Here is an 18,797-nt window from a genome sequence, read left to right as displayed (position 1 = left end):
CCGTGACCGATACCCAGAATGCCCAAGGCGCCGCAAGCGACGACAAGCCCCTGGAACTGCCCAGCGATTCCCTGATCATCGTTGCGGTCCGGGACATGGTGCTGTTTCCCGGAATTGTTGTGCCCCTGACGCTGGGGCGCCCCAAATCGATTGCCGCGGCCCAGCAGGCGGTCAAGCAGGAACGCCAGATCGGCATCGTGCTGCAGCGCGATCCCCAGCAAGCCGATCCCGGTCCCGACGACCTGCACCGCACCGGCACTATGGCCAATATCGTGCGCTACATCACGGCCCCCGACGGGTCGCACCATCTGGTGTGCCAGGGCGTGCACCGGTTCCGGGTGCTCGATTACTTCCCTGGAACACCGTTCCCCGTTGCACGCGTGCTTGATTTGCCCGAGGTGGATACGCGCTCGCCTGAAATCGAGGCACGTTTCCTCAACCTCCAGCACCTCGCGGTTGAAGCCGTGCAGTTGCTGCCCCAGGTGCCCCAGGAATTGCTGGCCGCCATCCAGGGCACAACCTCGCCGTCCCAACTGGCGGATTTGGCAGCCGCCTATATGGACATGAAACCCGAGGAAAAGCAGGAGATCCTCGAAACCCTCGACGTCACGGCGCGGATGGATAAGGTTTCGCGGGTCCTGGCGCAGCGTGTCGAGGTGCTGCGGCTTTCCCAGGAAATCAGCCAGCAAACGCGAACCGCACTCAACGAGCGCCAGCGCGAAACCCTGCTGCGCGAGCAGATGGCAGCCATCCAGCGCCAATTGGGCGAGGACGAAGGCAAGTCCCAGGAAATCGCCGATCTCAATGAGGCGATTGCCAAGGCCGGCATGCCCGAAGAGGTGGAAAACCAGTGCCGCAAGGAATTGCGGCGCTATGAGAGAATGCCCGAGGCGGCCGGCGAAGCGGGCATGATCCGCACCTATATCGATTGGCTGATCGAGCTGCCCTGGAAGCTGCCAGAGGAAAGCCCGATCGACATCGCCGCCGCCCGGCGCATCCTTGACGAGGACCATTTCGGTCTGGAAAAGATCAAGACCCGGATCATCGAGTATCTGTCCGTTCGCAAGCTCAACCCCGATGGCAAGGCGCCGATCCTGTGCTTTGTCGGCCCTCCCGGCGTCGGCAAGACCTCGCTGGGTCAATCCATTGCCCGGGCAATGAACCGCCCCTTCGTGCGCGTCAGTCTTGGCGGTGTGCATGACGAGGCGGAAATCCGCGGTCACCGCCGCACCTATATCGGCGCGCTGCCCGGCAACATCATCCAGGGCATCCGCAAGGCAGGTGCGCGCAATTGCGTGATGATGCTCGATGAAATCGACAAGATGGGCCGAGGCGTCCAGGGCGATCCCTCCGCCGCCATGCTCGAAGTGCTCGATCCTGAGCAGAACCGGACCTTCCGCGACAATTATCTTGCCGTACCCTTCGATCTTTCGCGCGTGGTCTTCATCGCCACGGCCAATATGCTCGACACCATTCCCGGGCCGTTGCGCGACCGCATGGAAATCATCAGCCTCGCCAGCTACAGCGAGCCCGAAAAGCTGCAGATCGCCCGGCGCTATCTGGTGCAGCGGCAGCTGGAGGCCAACGGGCTGCGCCCCGACCAGGCCGAGATCGATGATGAGGCGCTCAAGGCCATCATCCACAGCTACACCCGTGAAGCCGGTGTGCGCGGCCTTGAACGCGAAATCGGTCGCGTCCTGCGCGGGGCCGCCATGCGGGTAGCCGAAGGCACGGCCGAAAAGGTCAGCATCAAGGCCGCCGACCTTGAGGAACTGCTGGGTCCCGCCCATTTCGAAAATGAAGTGGCGATGCGCACCGGGGTTGCCGGAGTAGCGACCGGCCTTGCCTGGACGCCGGTGGGCGGCGACATCCTCTTCATCGAAGCCACGCGCGTCCCGGGCAAGGGGGCGCTGATCCTCACTGGCCAGCTTGGCGATGTGATGCGCGAAAGCGCGCAGGCGGCGATGAGCCTGGTCAAGAGCCGTGCGGGCGTGCTGGGGATCGATCCTTTGCTGTTTGAGAAAAGCGACATCCATGTGCATGTGCCCGCGGGCGCTACGCCAAAGGATGGACCCAGCGCCGGGGTGGCGATGACGACGGCGCTGGTTTCGCTGCTGCTCGACCGCCGCGTGCGCAGCGATACGGCAATGACCGGCGAGATATCGCTGCGGGGTCTTGTGCTGCCGGTGGGCGGCATCAAGGAAAAGGTGGTTGCCGCGGCGGCTGCCGGGATCAAGCGGGTGCTGCTGCCAGCCCGCAACCGCCGCGACTATGAAGACATTCCCCAAGATGTGCGCGAGCGGCTTGAATTTGTCTGGCTCGAGAACATCGACCAAGCCGTTGCCGCCGCCCTAGAGCCCGCAGAAAGCGTGGCCGCAACCGCGGCTGAATAGCGGTTTCGCTCTGGCGCCCTACCCGACTGACAGGCTCGGTGGGACCGCCTGCCAGCGCCGTGATGTTAAACATCTTGGCGCTGCCATACTTTCCCGCTTGCCCAGATTGCGGCGACTCTCCGGCAAGTTTTAGGCTGTTTCTGCAGGCTTTAGTACATGAATACCCCTAAACCGATTAGGGGTGGCGCGGCGTATGGTTTGCTTTGATCAACAGGTTGTAGTGGGCATGGCATGTCGTCGGCGGAGATAGTCTATGGACTGGCCTCTGATCAGAATATTGGTGGCTGATGCATATCCGGTGGTCCGGAGTGGCCTGCATCGCTTCATCGGTGCCGAGCCTGGCCTTGAAGTGTGCGGCGAGGCAGGCAGCGGGCACGATGCCGTACAGCTTGCCCTTCAGCTGCGCCCCGATCTCGTGCTGCTCGACCCCGCCATGCAGGATCTGGCGGGCACCGGGATACTGGACCTGTTGCGCATCGACTGTCCCGAGTCCCAGGTTCTTATCTTCTCACTGCCAAGGGAGGAAAGCGAACTTCGTGAGCTGATCCTTGCCGGCGCCAAGGGGTGCGTGTTCAAGAACGACCCACCCGAGATCGTCATCAGCGCCATTCGTGCCCTCCATTTTGGCCGCCCATTTTTCTCGCCCGCGCTGGCCGAAGCGGACCTACAGGCCTGCCTGCAACTCGCGTTGTGCCGGGCTGATGGAGGTGGCGGCGATGCCATGACGCCGCGCCAGCTCGAGGTTGTGCGCCACCTCGCCGAAGGCCTCGGCAATAAGGAGGTGGCCCAGCTGCTGGGCATCAGCATCAAAACCGTCGAGACCCACCGCGCCACCATCATGCGCAAGATCGGAGCACGCTCGGCGGTGGATTTGGTGCGCTACGCCATCCGCCATAACCTCAGCCCACTCTAGCTCCCCGCCAGCAACGCGAAGCTAAGTCTCTCAGGGAATCCCCGATTGTAGTTGGCTTGAGCCAGCCGAATACTGGCCGTGCCCGGCATCAAGCCGGAGTGTTACATCAGGTGGGTATCGGTTATGCCTCATCTTTGCGCCCAAGGCGCCACCACGATCCTGTTCTGCGCCAGTCTCGTTTTTGTTCCGGCTGCCTTGGGGCAGGACCGATCCAGCCAGGATGAAGCTAGCCAGGAACAAATTACTCAAAGCCAAGGCGGCAAGGACCCGCTGCTGCTGATCGACCAAAATGGCTTCATGCTGCGCGGACATCTGCAAGCCGGTGTGAACGGGGTCGTCGAGCACAATCTATTCTGGGATCTGGCCGATCTGGTTGCCCCCGGCGTCGATACCGACGCGCAATGGTTGGAGGGCTATATCGAGCCGGGGCTGAGCTTTACTCTTGATCTCGACAATTCGGTGGTCCTTTACGGCAAGGTGTCCGCCATTGCCTCTGGCACCTTGGGCATTGACGCGTTCGATACCGGCAATACCGGGGCGATCACCCTCGAAGAAGGCTATCTGGCGCTCCGCACCACCAACCAGAACGGCCCGACCATCGATCTGTCGCTGGGGCCGAGGGATTTCGTTGCCGGCAGTGGCATGCTCCTGGCCAATGGCGGCTCGAACGGCTTTGAGCGCGGCGCCCTCAAGCTCGGACCGCACAAGGCGTGGGGCATGGCAGCCCTGGGCACGATCGGGCTCGATGACGTCAAGGGAACGGCATTTTACCTTGAACCAAACGAGCAGCCCGACAACGAAACCGGCACCAAGATCGTCGGCGTCGATCTGCGCTATGACAAGACGACGCAAACTTTTGTCGGTGGCACGCTTGGCCATGTGCCGGAGTCCACGTCGCCCTATCCCAAAGCGGCACCCGACGGCATCGGCGCCCCCGAATTGATCCCGGATGGACGCAAGGGGCTCAGCTTCATCAACCTTTATGGCCGCGGCAATCCGTTCAATCCCGACAACGAGAACTTCTTCCTGTCCGGCGACATCGCTTATGAATGGAATCCGCGGATCGACATGTCGGCCTGGGGCGGGCGAGCGCAGGTCGGCTACACCTTTGCCGATGCGCCCTGGACACCATCGCTGTCCTACACCTTCCAGACCTTTTCGGGCGACGATCCCACGACCTCGCGCTTCGAACGCTTCGATCCGCTGTATTACGAAGGCAGTCCCGATGCCTGGGCCACCGGCTCCAAGTCATCCCTGGTCTTCAACAATTCCAATGTCAACGCGCACCAACTGGCGCTTTCAGTCAAGCCGACCCAGGTGGATACGATCACGCTGCGTTACGCCCATATTCGGGCCAATGAGTTGGGCAGCCCAATTCAGTTCGGACAGGGCGCAAGGACCATCGATGTGGGCGGCGAAGCCTACCAGATCTCGGGCGTCACCAACGCCCATCTGAGCGACGATTTTTTCATCGAGTACAACCGCGTTCTGAGCCCCAATGCCTTTTTGACGGCCGGGTTCAGCGTGTCCATCCCGGGTGAAGGCATTCGCGAGATCACCCAGAAGGACACGATTTGGTCAGGAGGATTTGTCAATGTCGTGGTCAATTTCTAGGCTGAGCCTGAAGACGGGCCTGTTCTGCGCCCTGCTGGCGGTTCCGGCGCTGGCCCAAGATGCACCGGTGCTCAACGCCGCCGAATCTGACCCCAACAAGATGGGCTGGATGGTTGGTTCCCCGCCGCCTGAAGACAAGATCATCCGCGTCGATGATCCCGACGCCTATGCCTTTCCCAAACTGCGCTGGACGGTCTGCCATTTCCGCCAGCTCATGCCGACCGTCAATGTGAGCCGGGGCCTCGGCGACCCCGTTCCGCTCGAGGAAGTGCTCGATCCCGCCATTGATGCGATCACCTTCACCCCTCTCGGGGGCGACACCACGATGACATGGGCGGAGTCGCTGCAGGCGAACTACTCGGACGGCGTCATCGTCATGCATGACGGTGTGGTGGTCTATAAGCGCTATTCAGGCTGCCTGACCGATTTGGGCCAGCATGCCCTGATGTCGGTGACCAAGTCGGTTACGGGCCTCCTGGGTGAAACGCTGGTGGTGGAGGGCAAGCTCGACGAGAATGCGACCGTCGGCTCGATCATCCCGGAGCTGGAGAACAGCGGTTTTGGCGATGCAACGGTGCGGCAGGTGCTCGATATGACCACCGCGCTCGACTATTCCGAAGACTATAACGACCCTAATTCCGATATCTGGACCTATTCGGCGGCGGGCAATCCTCTGCCCAAGCCCGCTGACTACAAGGGGCCCCGGACCTATTTCCAGTATCTGGAAACCGTCAAGAAATCCGGGGAACACGGGGAAGCCTTTGGCTATCGAACCATTAATTCCGACGTGATGGGGTGGATCATCTCCCGCGTCACCGGCAAGCCGATCAACGAGGTGCTTTCGGAACGCATCTGGAGCCAGATGGGCGCGGATCAGTCCGGGTACTACACGGTGGACTCGATCGGCACGCCCTATGCAGGCGGTGGCCTGAATGCGGGGTTGACCGATCTGGCCCGCATTGGCCAGTTGATGCTCGACAACGGCTCCATCAACGGCAAGCAACTGGTGCCCGAAGAAGCTATTACCAGTATCCGTGCGGGCGGCAGCCCGGAAGCCTTTGCCAAGGCCGGCTATGACCTGCTCAAGGGCTGGAGCTATCGGGCGATGTGGTGGATCACCAACAACCCCCATGGCGCCTTCATGGCCCGGGGCGTGCACGGCCAGTCCATCTATGTCGATCCCGAAGCCCGGATGGTGATCGCACGGTTCAGCTCCCATCCGCAAGCAACCAACTCGGCCAATGATCCGACGAGCCTGCCGGCCTTCGAGGCGCTCGGCAACTATTTTGCGGCCAAGTAAGGCTTAGCCCCGTCCTGGCTCCGGGTGGGGTGCATATTCCCACCCGGACAAAGCGCTAGATCAGCGCAGCGGACCATCCCGCTCGAACTCTTCCCAGCCAATCAGCTGCGGCCGGGCCTCGTCAGGGCTGCTCTCTTGGGCAGGAGCAGTTGCGGTGCCACTCTGTTGCGCCCGCTTCACCTTGGCCTTCCAGGCCGCCTGCCGCCGGTTGTCGGCTCTGGTTGCCGCATCCTCTTCACGCCAGTTCACCACCATATCGCGATCAAGGATGTCCTCGACCTTGCGCGGATCGAACACGTGGAAGGTGATCTTCTTGGCGCGGCCGGCCAGCTTGACTGTGCGGGTGCCAGCACTAGGCAGGCGACCATCCTTGAGCCAGCGGTGGCGCTCAGTGGTGGAGATCGTCAGGATATCCTCGATCTCGCGCGGGATCACCGGCAGGCTTTCAATACCTTCAAGGGCTTTGGTAACAATCGTCGACGCCGCCGTAAACTCAGCCCCGGCGGTGGGGGGCAGCTTCAGAACCAGCCGGCCCGCCTCGAGGTCGAGCGACTTTTTCACCGGCCCCGGCAGGCGCGCCCGGATTTCCAGCACAATCCCCTTGGCGCGCACAAAGGAGCCCAAAGTGGCGGCACTGGGCAGCGGCCATTCCTGGCGCAGCCAGTTGTCAGTGTTCATCTCGGCTTTGGGCTTGGGCATAACTTCTTATTAGGTGCTGCCGCAGCCAGCTTCAAGAACGGGCAGCCCCCGCCCGAGACGGGCAAGGGCTAGAAAGAACCTTAGTTGTCGAACATGCCCTTGGGCGCTTCACCTTGAAGAAAGGGCTCGATGAATGCATGGAGCAAGTTGGCCTGCCCGATCACCGCGGTGTGGGAGGTCGCGGGCAAAACCGCAAGCCGCGAGGCGGGCAGGGGATTGCCCAGATCGCCCATGGCCCCGCCACCGAGGAGGCGGAACATGGCTACCGAATGCTCAAGCGTCACCACATCTGCATCGCCCGTGATGATCAGCACCGGGTGCTTGAGTGCCTTCACATCCTCCTCCCAGGCCATGGGTTCATGCTCGAGCGCGATCAAGCGCTCCACAAAGGGGCGGAAGGCCTCGGGGTTAGGCGCGAGTTTTTTCCACTCGTCCTCCATGGGAGTGCCCACAAACATTTCGGGCGTCATCGTGGGGATCATGGCGTGGTATTCGGGCTGCGCGCCTGCCATGTCATAGGAAACCGAGGCAGCAACCAGCTGGTCCACCTTTTGCGGATGGCGAATGGCCAATTGCAGGGCCGCGGCCGAGCCCATGGAATAGCCGAACACATCGGCCTTTTCGAGCTCAACGGCGTCCATGAAGGCGGCGACATCGTCGGCCAGGTTGGGATAGGTGATCGGGCGATCGATGTCGTTGGTGCGCCCATGGCCCTGCAGCTCCACCGCATAAACCGTGTGGGTTTGGGCCAGCATGGGGATGATCTGCCCCATGGCGGGGATGTTCATATAAGCGCCGTGCAGCACCACCAGCGGCTCGCCCTGGCCCGACACCTCGTAATACATGCGCATGCCGTTCACCTCGGCATAGTCGCCCTTGGGCGCTTCCTGGGCATGAACCATGGCACTCGTCAACAGCAAGGCTGCAGCTATGGTGGCTCGGATCATCTTTGGACTCCTCAATATCGGTGGCGCGAGCATGGCTCACTCCAGCGACGATCTGGACCCCGAGGTTCCGACACGCTGCCAACAAAAGCGACAACAAACTGCATGCCCCGTGGGCGGGGAATGCGTGGGCACCTCTGGAAGTCCGCAGGGCTTAAGATAACCCCTGAGTTTCTCCTTGCGGAACGGTCCAACTTTGCTTGGGCTGACGCACGGCGATTGTAAGAGAATGTCCGTATTAGCTCACCGCAAGTCAGGGGCAGGGACACTGAGTTGCGGCAAGCCCAAAAAGGGCCAGGACGGGTCGGCGCGAGGAATATGCAGCGCGAGCTTGAGCGGCTATTCCGATATGCGAAATGCGGCCAAGGCATTTATCGGGCGCGGCAAGGTCATGGCAGAAACATGGACCTGAGCGCCAAAAGGGCCAACGGGAGGAAACATGACAAAACAATCCAAGATCGCATGCAGCGCAGCACTGGCAGTGCTGCTGAGCGCCGCCACAACTGCCCCTGGCCTGACGCAGGAGGCTTATCCCGTCGACACCGTCACCATGGTGGTGCCCTATGCGGCCGGTGGCGCCGGGGATATTGTGGGGCGCATTGTCGCTGACGAACTCAGCCGGCGACTGGGCGTCAACTTCGTGGTGGAAAATGTTGGCGGCGCCAGCGGCACCATTGGAGCAGAACAGGTCTCGCGCGCAGCTGCCGACGGCTCCACGCTGTTGCTGGGCGGCAATGCCATTTTCACCACGGCGCCGCATATGGCCGAAGTGGGTTTTGACCCCTTTGACGATTTCACCCCGATCGCCAATGTCAGCGAAGCCGTGCGCATGCTGGTCTCGTCCAAGACCCTGCCTGTGGCCACGCTGGAAGAGTTCATCGCCTATGGCAAAGAACACCCAGGCGAGCTGAACTACGGCTCGGTCGGCGTTGGCTCGACCGGGCATGTGGCCACGGTCGATATGCTTGATGCGATGGGGATCGAGGCGACGCACATCCCCTATACCGGTGCCGCCCAGGTGGTGCAGGCGGTGTTGGCGGGGGATGTGCAGTTCATGATGGATGCTGCCGCCATTCCCCAGGTCCGCCAGGACGCGCTGACCCCCCTAGCCGTTCCCGGTCCTGATCGCCTGGCCGAGTTCCCCGATGTGCCTGCCCTTGCAGAGCAGGGGATTGACAGCATCAGCGGCACGGGCTGGCAGATGGTGATGGGCCCGGCCAACATGCCAGCCGAAGTGGTTGCCATGATCGAGGACGCCCTCAAGGCCGCCAATGACACGCCCGAATTTGCCGACAAGCTGGTAAAGGCCGGCGTGTCGCCGCGCTTCATGCCCGGCTCGGAACTCGGTGCCGCATTGCAGGCCGAGTACGACCGGTTTGATGAAGTGCTGACCGAAATCGGCCTCGCAAAATAAGCGAGACTCCCCGTAGCCGGCGGCAATCTGCTGCCGGCTATTTTTAGCCGCGGGCGCGAGGCGGCTGCTGCATTCCACCCGCGCCGCGCTGCAACTGCTCTGTACTTTACAACGGCCTTGCGGCCATTTTTTCTTTGCGATCAAGGCTCACCCATGCCGAATTTGAGTTCCCAGCTGGCCGAGTGGGCCGTTGGCTTTTCCCTCGATGATGCGCCCGCCGAGGTGGTTCACAACACCAAGCTGCGCATAGTTGACCTGGTTGGGGTGATGTTGGCCTCCCATCGGCTGCGCCCGGTGGAAGCAGCCCGCCGCGCCCAGCAGGATGCCGATGGGGGTGGCCGGGGCGCGCAGACCCTTGGCGATGCTACGGAAACCTCGCTGGCCGGCGCCGCCTTCATCAATGGCGTGGCTTCGGCGGTACTCGAGTTCGACGACACCCATATCGCGAGCAATATCCATCCCACCGGCGTCATTCTGGCTGCGGCACTGGCCGAAGCGCACAAGACCCCGCAGACCGGCCGGCAGCTGCTTGAAGCGGTTCTGGTTGGCTCCGAAATTCTGTGCCGCCTGGGCCTGGTTTCCCCGGTGCGCATGCATGAAGTGGGTTTCCACCCGACCAGCGTTTATGGCGTTTTTGGCGCCGCTTATGCAGTAGCCCGGCTCCGTGGCCTTCCGGTCGGCGTCATGGCCGATGCGGTTGGAACAGCCGCCAGTCTGTCAGCGGGCTCGATCAGCGCCTTTCAGGACGGTGCCGACAGCAAAACCCTCCATGTCGGCTTTGCCGCCGCCGCAGGCATCCGCGCCGTTGCCCTTGCGCAGCAGGGTCTGACGGGGCCATCGGCCGTGTTCGAGGGTAATTTTGGCTGGTACAAAAGCCATGTTCAGTCCGATGTGCAATTCCGCTTTGACACCCTTGTTGAGGGGCTGGGTTCGCGCTGGGAAGTGCTCAATATCGCGCCCAAGCTATACCCATGCGCCTATACGATGATGCCCTTCATTACGGCCGCGCTTGAATTGCGGGCGCAGCACGACTTCGCCCTTGAGGACATCGCCGAAATCCGCTGCGAGATCATGCGGCGCTCCTTCCGCACCGTTTGCGAGCCGGTTGAGGACAAGCGGCGTCCGCGCACCTCCTGGCACGGCCGCATCAGCCTGCAGCATACGGTGGCGGAAGCGCTGGCTTTGGGGCGGTTCAACAAGTCTTCCTACAGCACGGAAAGCCTGGGCAATCCGGTCATCAATGCACTCGCCGACAAGGTTGTGCATGTGGCAGATCCACTGGCCGATGCCGACACTTCACGCTCGCGTGCAGTGGTGACCCTGGTGATGGCCGATGGCAGGAGCCTCACCCATACGGTGGAGGACATGGTCGGCACACGCCGCAACCCTGCGCCTGACAGTGTTTACTTCGCCAAGTTCCACGCCAATGTCGATGACGTTATCGGCGCGGATCGGGCGAACGCCCTCCTGGCATCGCTGTTGCGGCTCGAGCGCGCCGACGACATCAACGACCTGTTTGCCAAGCTCAAAGCGTGATGACCGGTTCTCGTGCCCCAGGCGACTTCGCGGGGGCGCGAGAACTGGACCGGCCGGGCAACACATCCCGCAGGGCAGGCACCACCGTGCCTGCCAGCCCCTAGCGATCCCAAGCCATGCACACCGATCCGGGCGCCGTCGCCTAGGCCGGCTTCCCGAAGCTCGGGCAACCGGCCGTTTGCTCGACCGTCCCCATCACTCGGTGACCTCCGCCCGCCCACGCCGCACAAAGGAAGTCGTGGTCGCCAGCAGCACCGCAATGCCGATCAAGACGAAGGCCAGGCTGATCGGGCGCTCAAGGAACACCATTGGATCGCCGCGCGACAAGGTCATGGCGCGCCGGAAATTCTCCTCGAACATGGGCCCCAGAATGAAGCCGAGGATGAAAAGGGCCGGGTTGCACCCTGCCGCCTTGAGCAGGTAGCCAAGGGCACCAAAGAACACGAGCGAATAGATGTCAAAGCTCGATGAGCCCATGGTGAACACGCCCACGCAGGCAAAGGCGAGCACGAACACATAAAGCCAGTGATAGGGCACACGCAGCAGCCGCACCCAGAGCCCGATCAGGGGCAGGTTGAGGATCACGAGAAGCAGATTGCCGACCCACATCGAAACGATCAGCCCCCAGAACAGCTGGGGATGGTCACCCATCATGCGCGGGCCTGGCTGCACGCCATGGATCATGAAGGCCCCCAGCATCAGCGCCATGGTCGGGCTGCCCGGAATGCCAAGCAGCAGCGTGGGAATAAAGGCAGTCTGGGAGGCCGCATTGTTGGCCGATTCGGGCCCGGCAACGCCCTCGACGGCGCCTTTGCCGAACTGCTCGGGATGCTTGGAAACACTGCGCTCGACCATATAGGCGGTGAACGAGCTCATGGCCAAGCCAGCCCCCGGCAGCACGCCCAGCAGCGCGCCCATGCCGGTGCCGCGCAGCGCCGCTGGCCAGGAACGCCGGAAGTCCTCACGGCTCGGCCAAAGCCGGCCAATATTCCGCGAGGACACTGCGTCGCCCTGCGGCGCGCCGATATTGCCGATGATCTCGGCAACGGCGAACAGTCCCACTGCCAGCACAGCGAAATCTATGCCATCGCGCAGTTCGGGAATGCCAAAGGTGAACCGGAACATGCCGGTCGACACGTCCGAGCCAACCGAACCGAAGGCCATCCCCAGCAGGGCCACGCCGACGCCCTTGACCACGCCACCCCGCGTCATCGCCGCGGTGCTGAGCAGGGCGACGAAAACCAGGGCCGCATATTCTGCCGCGCCAAAGCGCATGGCGATGAGGGCCAATGGCGGCCCGGCGAGCGCGATCAGCAAGGTGCCGATGGTGCCGGCAAAAAACGAGCCCAGCGCCGCTACCGCTAAAGCCGCCCCGGCACGGCCCTGTCGCGCCATCTGGTGGCCGTCGATGCAGGTCACCGCCGAAGACGCTTCCCCCGGCAAGTTAACAAGGATGGACGTGGTGGAGCCACCATAGGCCGCACCATAAAAGATGCCGGCCAGCATGATGATCGAGGCTTCCGGCGTGAGCCCGAAGGTAAGCGGCAATAGCAGCGAGATGGTGATGATCGGTCCAACACCGGGCAGCACGCCGATAGCGGTTCCAAGGGTCACCCCCAGGAGGCAATACATCAGGTTGATCGGGGTTACGGCGACCTGGAGCCCAAGGGCCAGCGAAGCAAAGAGATCCATGCTCAGAACCTCCAGGCCACGAGGCGGAACGGGATGCCAAGGCCATAATAGAAGATGGCGACGATTAGCACTGCCACGACAGCCAGAACGGCGAGCATCTCAAGCCGCCGTCCGCCACTTTCGGCGAACCAGCTGATGCATACCAGCGCCGTGAGCGCCGGCAGCAATCCAAGGGGACCCACCAGCAGACCAAAGGCCAACACTGCCGCCAGGATCACCAGCAGTGGGCGCATCTCGGAGGGGGGGAAGGCGGAAACAAAGGCCTGTCCAGCCCGCCGTGCTGCCGCCGTTTGCACCAGTTGGGCCACCCCCATGATCAACAGGCCGCACCCGGCAAGCACCGGCATGGCGCCCGACCCCAGGGCCGAGAAGGTGCCAAAGCCATAGCCCCATCCCACCACCGTGGCGATCGCGCCAAAGACCAGGAAGATCAGTGCGGCAAGAAGGTCGGCATGTATTGTCATGGTGGGAAGTCCAAATGGCAGGAAAGTCAGGAACGGCGCGCGAGCACCGACCGAGTCAACGCAGCGACCCTTGCTAGAGCATGTCGATCGAACAATGCTGCCCCGCGCAGATTCCGCTGCGCGGAACGGTTAGCCACGATGCACGGTGAGCCGTTCCACCTCGGCATTGATGCCTTCGGCAGCGCGCTTGAGCGCGGCGACGGAATCATCGCGTGAGCCAAATGCATTGGTCGCTGTGCGGAAATAGGTCAGGCCGATGCTCGCCTGCACCCCACCCCGTCCCATGATCGGCACCGCCACCGTGTCGGAGGTGCGCGGTTCGGCTCCGGGATCGCGCATGGCATATCCGCGATCACGGATGGTGCGAACCATGCGCCGAACCTTGTCGGGATCCCGATCCGAAGGGGTCTCCAACTCCGGCGCCGCGGATGTCTCGGCCAGCAGTTCCTCGATCCTGGCGTCGCTGCAGGCGGCGAGGAAAGCGCGGCCCAGGGCGCGGGTAAAGAGGCTCAGCCGCATATTGATGGTGGCGTGAAAGGGCGAGATCGGGCTGTCATGCACCGTAGAATAGCGCACGATCACGGCGTTACGGTCAAACACCGCAATGGCAACCGGCCATTTGAAGCGCGCGCTGAGCTCCATTGCCCAGGCGCGCCCGGCCTCTACCACCAGCGGGTCGCCGTGAAAGCCGCTGCTGAGCGAGGTAACGAGGGAGGTGATCTGGTAGCCTGCCTGGCGACGGTCATTACTGACAAAGCCATTGCCCACAAGGGTCTTGAGCAGGCGCACCAAGGTTGGCTTCGGCAGCCCGGTGGTTTGATGCAGCGACAGAATGGTGGAGTGCGGCTCCCGGTTCATGGCCTGCAGAATGGCCAGCACCCGGCTTGCCGCCCGCACCTCGTCGTCACGCTCCCGCATCCACCCCTCCGTTCCGCCTGCCGGAACTCACTCAAAGCGGATTTGTCGCTGCCGCGCAAGGGTGGATAGGTGGCCGCGATTAGCCGGATAACTGTCCACCGGCAACGACAAAAAACCGTATACAAGCCGGCGGGGTCATTGCCGGCATCGGTCGGTCCCTTGATCAGTGCGGTTCGGCGGCGTTTTGCCCGGCGCTCCGCCATGAGCCCGCGGGCGGGTGATCCCTTCCACCAGTACAGGAGCAAGCCAGCTTGCGCATTGTTGAAATTACCCGTCCTGGCGGGCCCGAAGTGCTGCAGATCGTTGAAGGTCCGGTGCCGGTGCCTGGGCGGGGTGAAGTCCTCTTGCAGGTGCTTGCCGCGAGCGTCAACCGCCCCGACATCCAGCAGCGCCGTGGGCTTTATCCCCCGCCGCCGGGTGTCACCAATATTCCCGGCCTCGACGCTGCAGGTCGGATCGCGGCGGTGGGCGAGGGCGTCTCGGGCCTTGCGATTGGCGACGCAGTTTGCGCCCTCACCAATGGTGGGGCTTATGCCGATCAGGTTGTCGTGCCGGCTGTGCAATGTATGCCGGTTCCTGCGGGCTTCAGCTTCATCGAGGCGGCTTCGCTGCCCGAAGCTCTGTTCACCGCCTGGAACAACATCATCCGGTTGGGCCGGCTGGGCGAAGCAGAAACGCTGCTGGTTCAGGGCGGCTCCAGCGGCGTTGGGATGGCGGGTATTCAAATCGCCAAGCTGCTGCGGCAGGCCAGGGTATTTGCAACCGCCAGCACCGCTGAAAAGCGGGATGCCTGCACCCAACTGGGGGCCGATGCCGTGTTCGACTATCGCGAGGATTGGGCCGGCGCCATTCGCCGCCATGCTGGCGAACATTGCGTCGATGTTGCGCTTGACGCTCAGGCCGGCCCCAATGTGCAAGTGCAACTCGATCTCATGGCCCCTGACGGGCGGCTGGTCTTCATCGCCAGTCACCAGGGTCCCACCGCCGAGGTCAATATCCGCGATCTGGTGCGGCGTCGGCTGACGCTCACAGGATCCACCCTTCGCCCGCGCCCGCCAGCTTATAAGGGAAAGATCGCGCAGGCACTTGTCGCCCAGGTCTGGCCGCTTCTTGAAACCGGCCGTATGACCACCCGAATTCATTCGGTGTTCCCGCTTACCCAGGTCCAGCAGGCTCACGCGGTGCTGGATGCCAACGAGCAGTTGGGAAAGGTAGTTTTGTCCCTGGACGAGGAACAGGCCCGAGACGTTCCGGGGCGCGCCTAAGGGGAATAGGTCAGCGCAACATTGTCCTGAGCTCCGCCTGAACGGACTGCATGCCCGCGAGATAGAGCTCAGGCAGGGCCTCGATTGAAGCTTGGCTGGCCGAAACGCCCACATTGATGGCCGCCACTGTCTGCCCTCGCGAGGTAATCACCGGAACGGCGATCGAGCGCAAGCCGAGCTCAACCTCCTGGTCGATCAAGGCAAATCCCTGGGCCCGCACCCGGCCCAGTTCTGCCAGGATATCCTGGCTCCGGGTCCGGGTGTAACGCGTGCGCGGCGGCAGTGGTCCAGCCAAGCGGGCCGCCGCTTGGCTTTCCGGCAGGGCTGCGAGCATGACGCGCCCCATCGAGGTGCAAAAGGCGGGTAAGCGGGAGCCCGGCATCAAGGCAATCGACATCACTTTCCGCTGCGCTGCCCGCGCCACGTAAACGATCTCGTCACCATCAAGGATCGAGGCCGAAGAGCTTTCCCCCAGTTGCTCGGACAGCTGGTCGAGCAGCGGCTGCACCAGCTGTGGCAGCGGCATTGTCGCGAGACAGGCCGTTCCCAGACGCAGCACCCGCGGGGTCAGGGTGAAGTATTTTCCATCGTAATCGGCATAGCCCAGCTGCGCCAGGGTCAGGAGGCATCGCCGCGCGGTGGCGCGATCGAGCCCCGAAGCGGCGGAGACCTCGGCAATGGACTGGCGGGGACGCTCGGCGGTGAAGGTTTCGATCGCGGCCAGCCCTTTGGCCAACCCGCCCATCATGTCGCGCTGCAATACAGCCACCGTCACCTGCCCGTTGTGCGATATGTCAACAAAGACCAGATATCGCACAATTCACATTGCCGGCCAACCCACCATTTGGGTATCCCAGCGCAACAGCAAAGGGGTTGCTCATGGACAAGACGGTCGCCGATCTGCCTGCTGCATTGGCAGGCATCCAATCGGGCATGACACTGATGATCGGCGGTTTTGGTGGCTCGGGCGCTCCAATAGAGCTCATCCATGCGCTGATCGATCAGTTCGGGCAGACGGGTAGCCCGAACAACCTGACGGTGGTCAACAACAATGCGGGCAATGGCCGCATCGGCATCGCCGCAATGATCGACGCCGGCATGGTCGCCAAGATGGTGTGCTCGTTCCCCCGCTCCGCCGATCCGCGCGCCTTCACCGAGAAATACCTGGCCGGCGAGATCGAGCTGGAATTGGTGCCGCAAGGCACGCTGGCCGAGCGCATCCGAGCCGGCGGCGCTGGTATCCCGGCCTTTTACACCCCGACCAGTTTTGGCACCGACCTTGCCGCGGGCAAGCCGATCGGGGAGTTCGATGGCCGCAGTTATGTGCAGGAACGTTGGCTCAAGGCCGACGCAGCGCTGATCAAGGCGGAGCTGGCGGATCGCCACGGCAATCTGACCTACCGCAAAGCGGGGCGCAATTTCTCGCCGTTGATGGCCTCTGCCGCGGCACTCACCATCGTGCAGGCCAGGCGTGTAGTCGAGCCCGGTGAGATCGATCCCGAGCAGGTGATTACCCCGGGCCTCTTTGTCGACCGGGTCATTGAAATCGCAGATGCACAACAGGAAGAAGCGCTGATGCGCGCCGGAGTAGCCTACGCATGACCCCCAAGCTCTCCAACGCCCAGATCGCCTGGCGCGCCGCGCAGGACATCCAGGACGCCTCCTATGTCAATCTGGGTATCGGTTTTCCCGAAATGGTTGCCAAGTTCCAGCCACCGGGGCGGCAGGCCATCTTCCACACCGAGAACGGCATTTTGAACTTCGGTGAGAGCCCCGCCGCGGGCGAAGAAGACTGGGACCTGATCAATGCCGGCAAGAAAGCTGTGACGCTCAAGCCCGGAGCTGCGTTTTTCCACCACGCCGACAGCTTCGCCATGGTGCGCGGCGGGCATTTGGATGTTGCGATCCTGGGCGCCTACGAAGTTGCCGAAAATGGCGATCTTGCCAATTGGAGCACCGGTCCCAAGGGCGTGCCGGCAGTGGGCGGGGCAATGGATCTGGTGCACGGCGCCAAACGGGTTGCGGTGATTACCGACCATGTCACCCGGGATGGCCGTCCCAAGCTGGTCAAGCGCTGCAGCCTGCCGCTGACCGGGGTGGGCTGCGTTACCCGGGTCTACTCGAGCCTGGCCGTGATCGACATCGACGCGCGCGGCTTTGTGCTGCGCGAAAAGCTTGCCGGGGTAAGCCTTGAGGAACTGCAGGAGCTCACCGGGGCCGAACTGATCATCGAGGGCGACATCTCCGACCTCACCGCTCCGGAGGACCTGAAATGACCGACGCTTTGATCTGCGCCTATAAGCGCACCCCAATTGGACGCTTCGGCGGCGCCTTGTCGTCCGTACGCCCGGACGATCTGGGAGCGGTGCCGCTCCGGGCATTCATGGCCCAGTTTTCGCAACTCGATTGGGAAGCGGTTGACGACGTGATCTTCGGCAATGCCAACCAGGCCGGCGAAGACAATCGCAATGTGGCGCGCATGAGCCTTTTATTGGCCGGTCTGCCAGTGGGCATCACCGGCACGACCATCAACCGCTTGTGCGGCTCGGGGATGGATGCGGTGATCACCGCCGCCCGCGCTATCCGGGCGGGAGAGGCGGAGTTGCTGATCGCGGGCGGAACCGAATCGATGAGCCGCGCGCCTTTCGTCATGCCAAAGGCCGAGACAGCGTTTTCGCGTCATGCCGAGATCCACGACACCACGATCGGCTGGCGCTTCGTCAACCCCGAGATGGAAGCGCTTTATGGGGTCGATTCCATGCCCCAGACCGGCGAGAATGTCGCGCGTGACTATGCAATCACGCGCGAGGCGCAGGACGCCTTTGCCTTGCGCAGCCAGGAAAACGCCTTGCGCGCCCAAGCCAATGGCCGCCTGGCGCTCGAAATTGTGCCAGTCGCCATCGCGCAAAAAAAGGGGGAGCCCCTCAGCGTTGCCACTGACGAGCATCCCCGCGCCGGCTCCAGCCTCGAAACGCTGGGCAAGCTGCGCCCGCTGTTTGCCGCCGGCACCGTGACGGCCGGCAATGCCTCGGGCGTTAATGACGGCGCCGCGGCGCTGATCATCGCCAGCGAAGCGGCCGCCGCTCGGCACGGCTTGACCCCGATTGCGCGGATTTTGGGTGGAGCCACGGCTGGCGTGCCACCCCGCATCATGGGCATGGGTCCGGTGCCGGCGACCCAAAAGCTCTGCGCCCGCTTGGGACTGGCCCCCGCCGATTTCGACCATATCGAGCTGAACGAAGCCTTTGCCAGTCAAGCCATCGCAGTGCTGCGGCAGTTGGGCATTCCCGAGGACGCCCCGCAGGTAAATGCCAATGGTGGCGCGATTGCGCTTGGACATCCGCTAGGCATGAGCGGGGCGCGCATCGCGGGAACCGCGGCTCTAGAACTTTCGCGCGGCGGCAAAAAGCGGGCTCTCGCTACAATGTGCATCGGGGTTGGCCAGGGGATTGCGGTGGCCTTGGAAGCAGTCTGAAGCACTGAGTGCCGGTCGGGCAACGCTGGGGCTAGGCGGCTTTCCGAACCCCGGTTTGGCGCTGACCCGTTTGCACTCGAAAAAAGCGACACTGTGCACCGGGCAAATTGCACCACATCGCCCGCTTTTCGTTTATCAAGGCGCCATTATCGCCAACGACCTTGTTAGGA

Annotated in this window: 16 protein-coding genes; 10 read left to right on the top strand and 6 right to left on the bottom strand. The window is 62.9% G+C overall.

Annotation, left to right across the window (positions count from 1 at the left end; genetic code table 11):
* Positions 1-2 precede the first annotated feature (2 nt).
* The 4 genes from lon to AC3YOG_RS02070 all read left to right on the top strand — a co-directional run bounded on the left by lon (position 3) and on the right by AC3YOG_RS02070 (position 6,220).
* Complete coding sequence (lon, locus tag AC3YOG_RS02085) at positions 3-2,393, top strand: endopeptidase La (protein WP_489933878.1); 2,391 nt, start codon at positions 3-5, stop codon at positions 2,391-2,393.
* A gap of 253 nt (positions 2,394-2,646) precedes the next feature.
* Positions 2,647-3,306 (top strand): LuxR C-terminal-related transcriptional regulator, encoded by a 660-nt coding sequence (locus tag AC3YOG_RS02080; protein ID WP_127751834.1) that lies wholly within the window; start codon positions 2,647-2,649, stop codon positions 3,304-3,306.
* A gap of 123 nt (positions 3,307-3,429) precedes the next feature.
* The gene (locus AC3YOG_RS02075) at positions 3,430-4,920 is read left to right on the top strand and encodes an alginate export family protein (RefSeq protein WP_489933877.1); all 1,491 of its coding nucleotides are present in this window, start codon (positions 3,430-3,432) and stop codon (positions 4,918-4,920) included.
* Positions 4,901-6,220 carry a serine hydrolase domain-containing protein gene (locus AC3YOG_RS02070; RefSeq protein ID WP_489933876.1) on the top strand — a complete coding sequence of 440 codons (1,320 nt, stop codon included), beginning with the start codon at positions 4,901-4,903 and terminating at the stop codon, positions 6,218-6,220. The genes AC3YOG_RS02075 and AC3YOG_RS02070 overlap by 20 nt, the downstream gene beginning before the upstream one ends.
* 60 nt (positions 6,221-6,280) lie before the next feature.
* On the opposite strand, the gene AC3YOG_RS02065 is transcribed toward AC3YOG_RS02070, so the two are convergent.
* Together AC3YOG_RS02065 and AC3YOG_RS02060 are read right to left on the bottom strand one after the other, a co-directional pair.
* Positions 6,281-6,919 (bottom strand): hypothetical protein, encoded by a 639-nt coding sequence (locus AC3YOG_RS02065; RefSeq protein WP_489933875.1) that lies wholly within the window; start codon positions 6,917-6,919, stop codon positions 6,281-6,283.
* A gap of 80 nt (positions 6,920-6,999) precedes the next feature.
* Positions 7,000-7,866, bottom strand: coding sequence for an alpha/beta fold hydrolase (locus AC3YOG_RS02060; RefSeq protein ID WP_489933874.1), 867 nt, complete (start codon positions 7,864-7,866; stop codon positions 7,000-7,002).
* Positions 7,867-8,302: 436 nt separating this feature from the next.
* Here AC3YOG_RS02060 and AC3YOG_RS02055 point away from each other — a divergent pair, with 436 nt between their 5' ends.
* Together AC3YOG_RS02055 and AC3YOG_RS02050 are read left to right on the top strand one after the other, a co-directional pair.
* Positions 8,303-9,277, top strand: a complete 975-nt coding sequence (locus AC3YOG_RS02055; RefSeq protein ID WP_489933873.1) for a Bug family tripartite tricarboxylate transporter substrate binding protein — start codon at positions 8,303-8,305, stop codon at positions 9,275-9,277.
* Between the two features lie 153 nt (positions 9,278-9,430).
* Positions 9,431-10,813, top strand: a complete 1,383-nt coding sequence (locus AC3YOG_RS02050; RefSeq protein WP_489933872.1) for an MmgE/PrpD family protein — start codon at positions 9,431-9,433, stop codon at positions 10,811-10,813.
* A 195-nt stretch (positions 10,814-11,008) separates the two neighbouring features.
* Here AC3YOG_RS02050 and AC3YOG_RS02045 read toward each other — a convergent pair whose 3' ends face one another.
* The 3 genes from AC3YOG_RS02045 to AC3YOG_RS02035 form a co-directional block, all read right to left on the bottom strand.
* Positions 11,009-12,505 carry a tripartite tricarboxylate transporter permease gene (locus AC3YOG_RS02045; RefSeq protein ID WP_489933871.1) on the bottom strand — a complete coding sequence of 499 codons (1,497 nt, stop codon included), beginning with the start codon at positions 12,503-12,505 and terminating at the stop codon, positions 11,009-11,011.
* 2 nt (positions 12,506-12,507) lie between these two features.
* Positions 12,508-12,969, bottom strand: coding sequence for a tripartite tricarboxylate transporter TctB family protein (locus AC3YOG_RS02040; protein ID WP_489933870.1), 462 nt, complete (start codon positions 12,967-12,969; stop codon positions 12,508-12,510).
* Positions 12,970-13,098: 129 nt separating this feature from the next.
* A complete protein-coding gene (locus AC3YOG_RS02035) occupies positions 13,099-13,887 on the bottom strand; it encodes a helix-turn-helix domain-containing protein (RefSeq protein WP_489891000.1) in 789 nt (262 codons plus the stop codon).
* Positions 13,888-14,138: 251 nt separating this feature from the next.
* Between AC3YOG_RS02035 and AC3YOG_RS02030 the strand changes: the two genes are divergently transcribed.
* Positions 14,139-15,152: an NAD(P)H-quinone oxidoreductase gene (locus AC3YOG_RS02030; protein WP_489933869.1), complete on the top strand. Its 1,014-nt coding sequence runs from the start codon at positions 14,139-14,141 to the stop codon at positions 15,150-15,152.
* Positions 15,153-15,162: 10 nt separating this feature from the next.
* On the opposite strand, the gene AC3YOG_RS02025 is transcribed toward AC3YOG_RS02030, so the two are convergent.
* Positions 15,163-15,921 carry an IclR family transcriptional regulator domain-containing protein gene (locus AC3YOG_RS02025; protein ID WP_172122299.1) on the bottom strand — a complete coding sequence of 253 codons (759 nt, stop codon included), beginning with the start codon at positions 15,919-15,921 and terminating at the stop codon, positions 15,163-15,165.
* 110 nt (positions 15,922-16,031) lie between these two features.
* On the opposite strand from AC3YOG_RS02025, the gene AC3YOG_RS02020 reads away from it, so the two are divergent.
* The 3 genes from AC3YOG_RS02020 to pcaF are packed head-to-tail and all read left to right on the top strand — an operon-like array spanning position 16,032 to position 18,627.
* Positions 16,032-16,754 (top strand): 3-oxoacid CoA-transferase subunit A, encoded by a 723-nt coding sequence (locus AC3YOG_RS02020; protein ID WP_127751845.1) that lies wholly within the window; start codon positions 16,032-16,034, stop codon positions 16,752-16,754.
* Positions 16,751-17,428, top strand: coding sequence for a 3-oxoacid CoA-transferase subunit B (locus tag AC3YOG_RS02015; protein ID WP_489933868.1), 678 nt, complete (start codon positions 16,751-16,753; stop codon positions 17,426-17,428). Before AC3YOG_RS02020 ends, AC3YOG_RS02015 begins: the two co-directional genes overlap by 4 nt.
* The gene (gene pcaF, locus AC3YOG_RS02010; RefSeq protein ID WP_489933867.1) at positions 17,425-18,627 is read left to right on the top strand and encodes a 3-oxoadipyl-CoA thiolase; all 1,203 of its coding nucleotides are present in this window, start codon (positions 17,425-17,427) and stop codon (positions 18,625-18,627) included. The genes AC3YOG_RS02015 and pcaF overlap by 4 nt, the downstream gene beginning before the upstream one ends.
* Positions 18,628-18,797: the final 170 nt, after the last annotated feature.

It is taken from the genome of Devosia sp. Z6_126 (assembly GCF_058133495.1).
The sequence above is the reverse complement of the archived record's forward strand: the minus strand, read 5'-3'. Positions and strand labels throughout refer to the sequence as shown.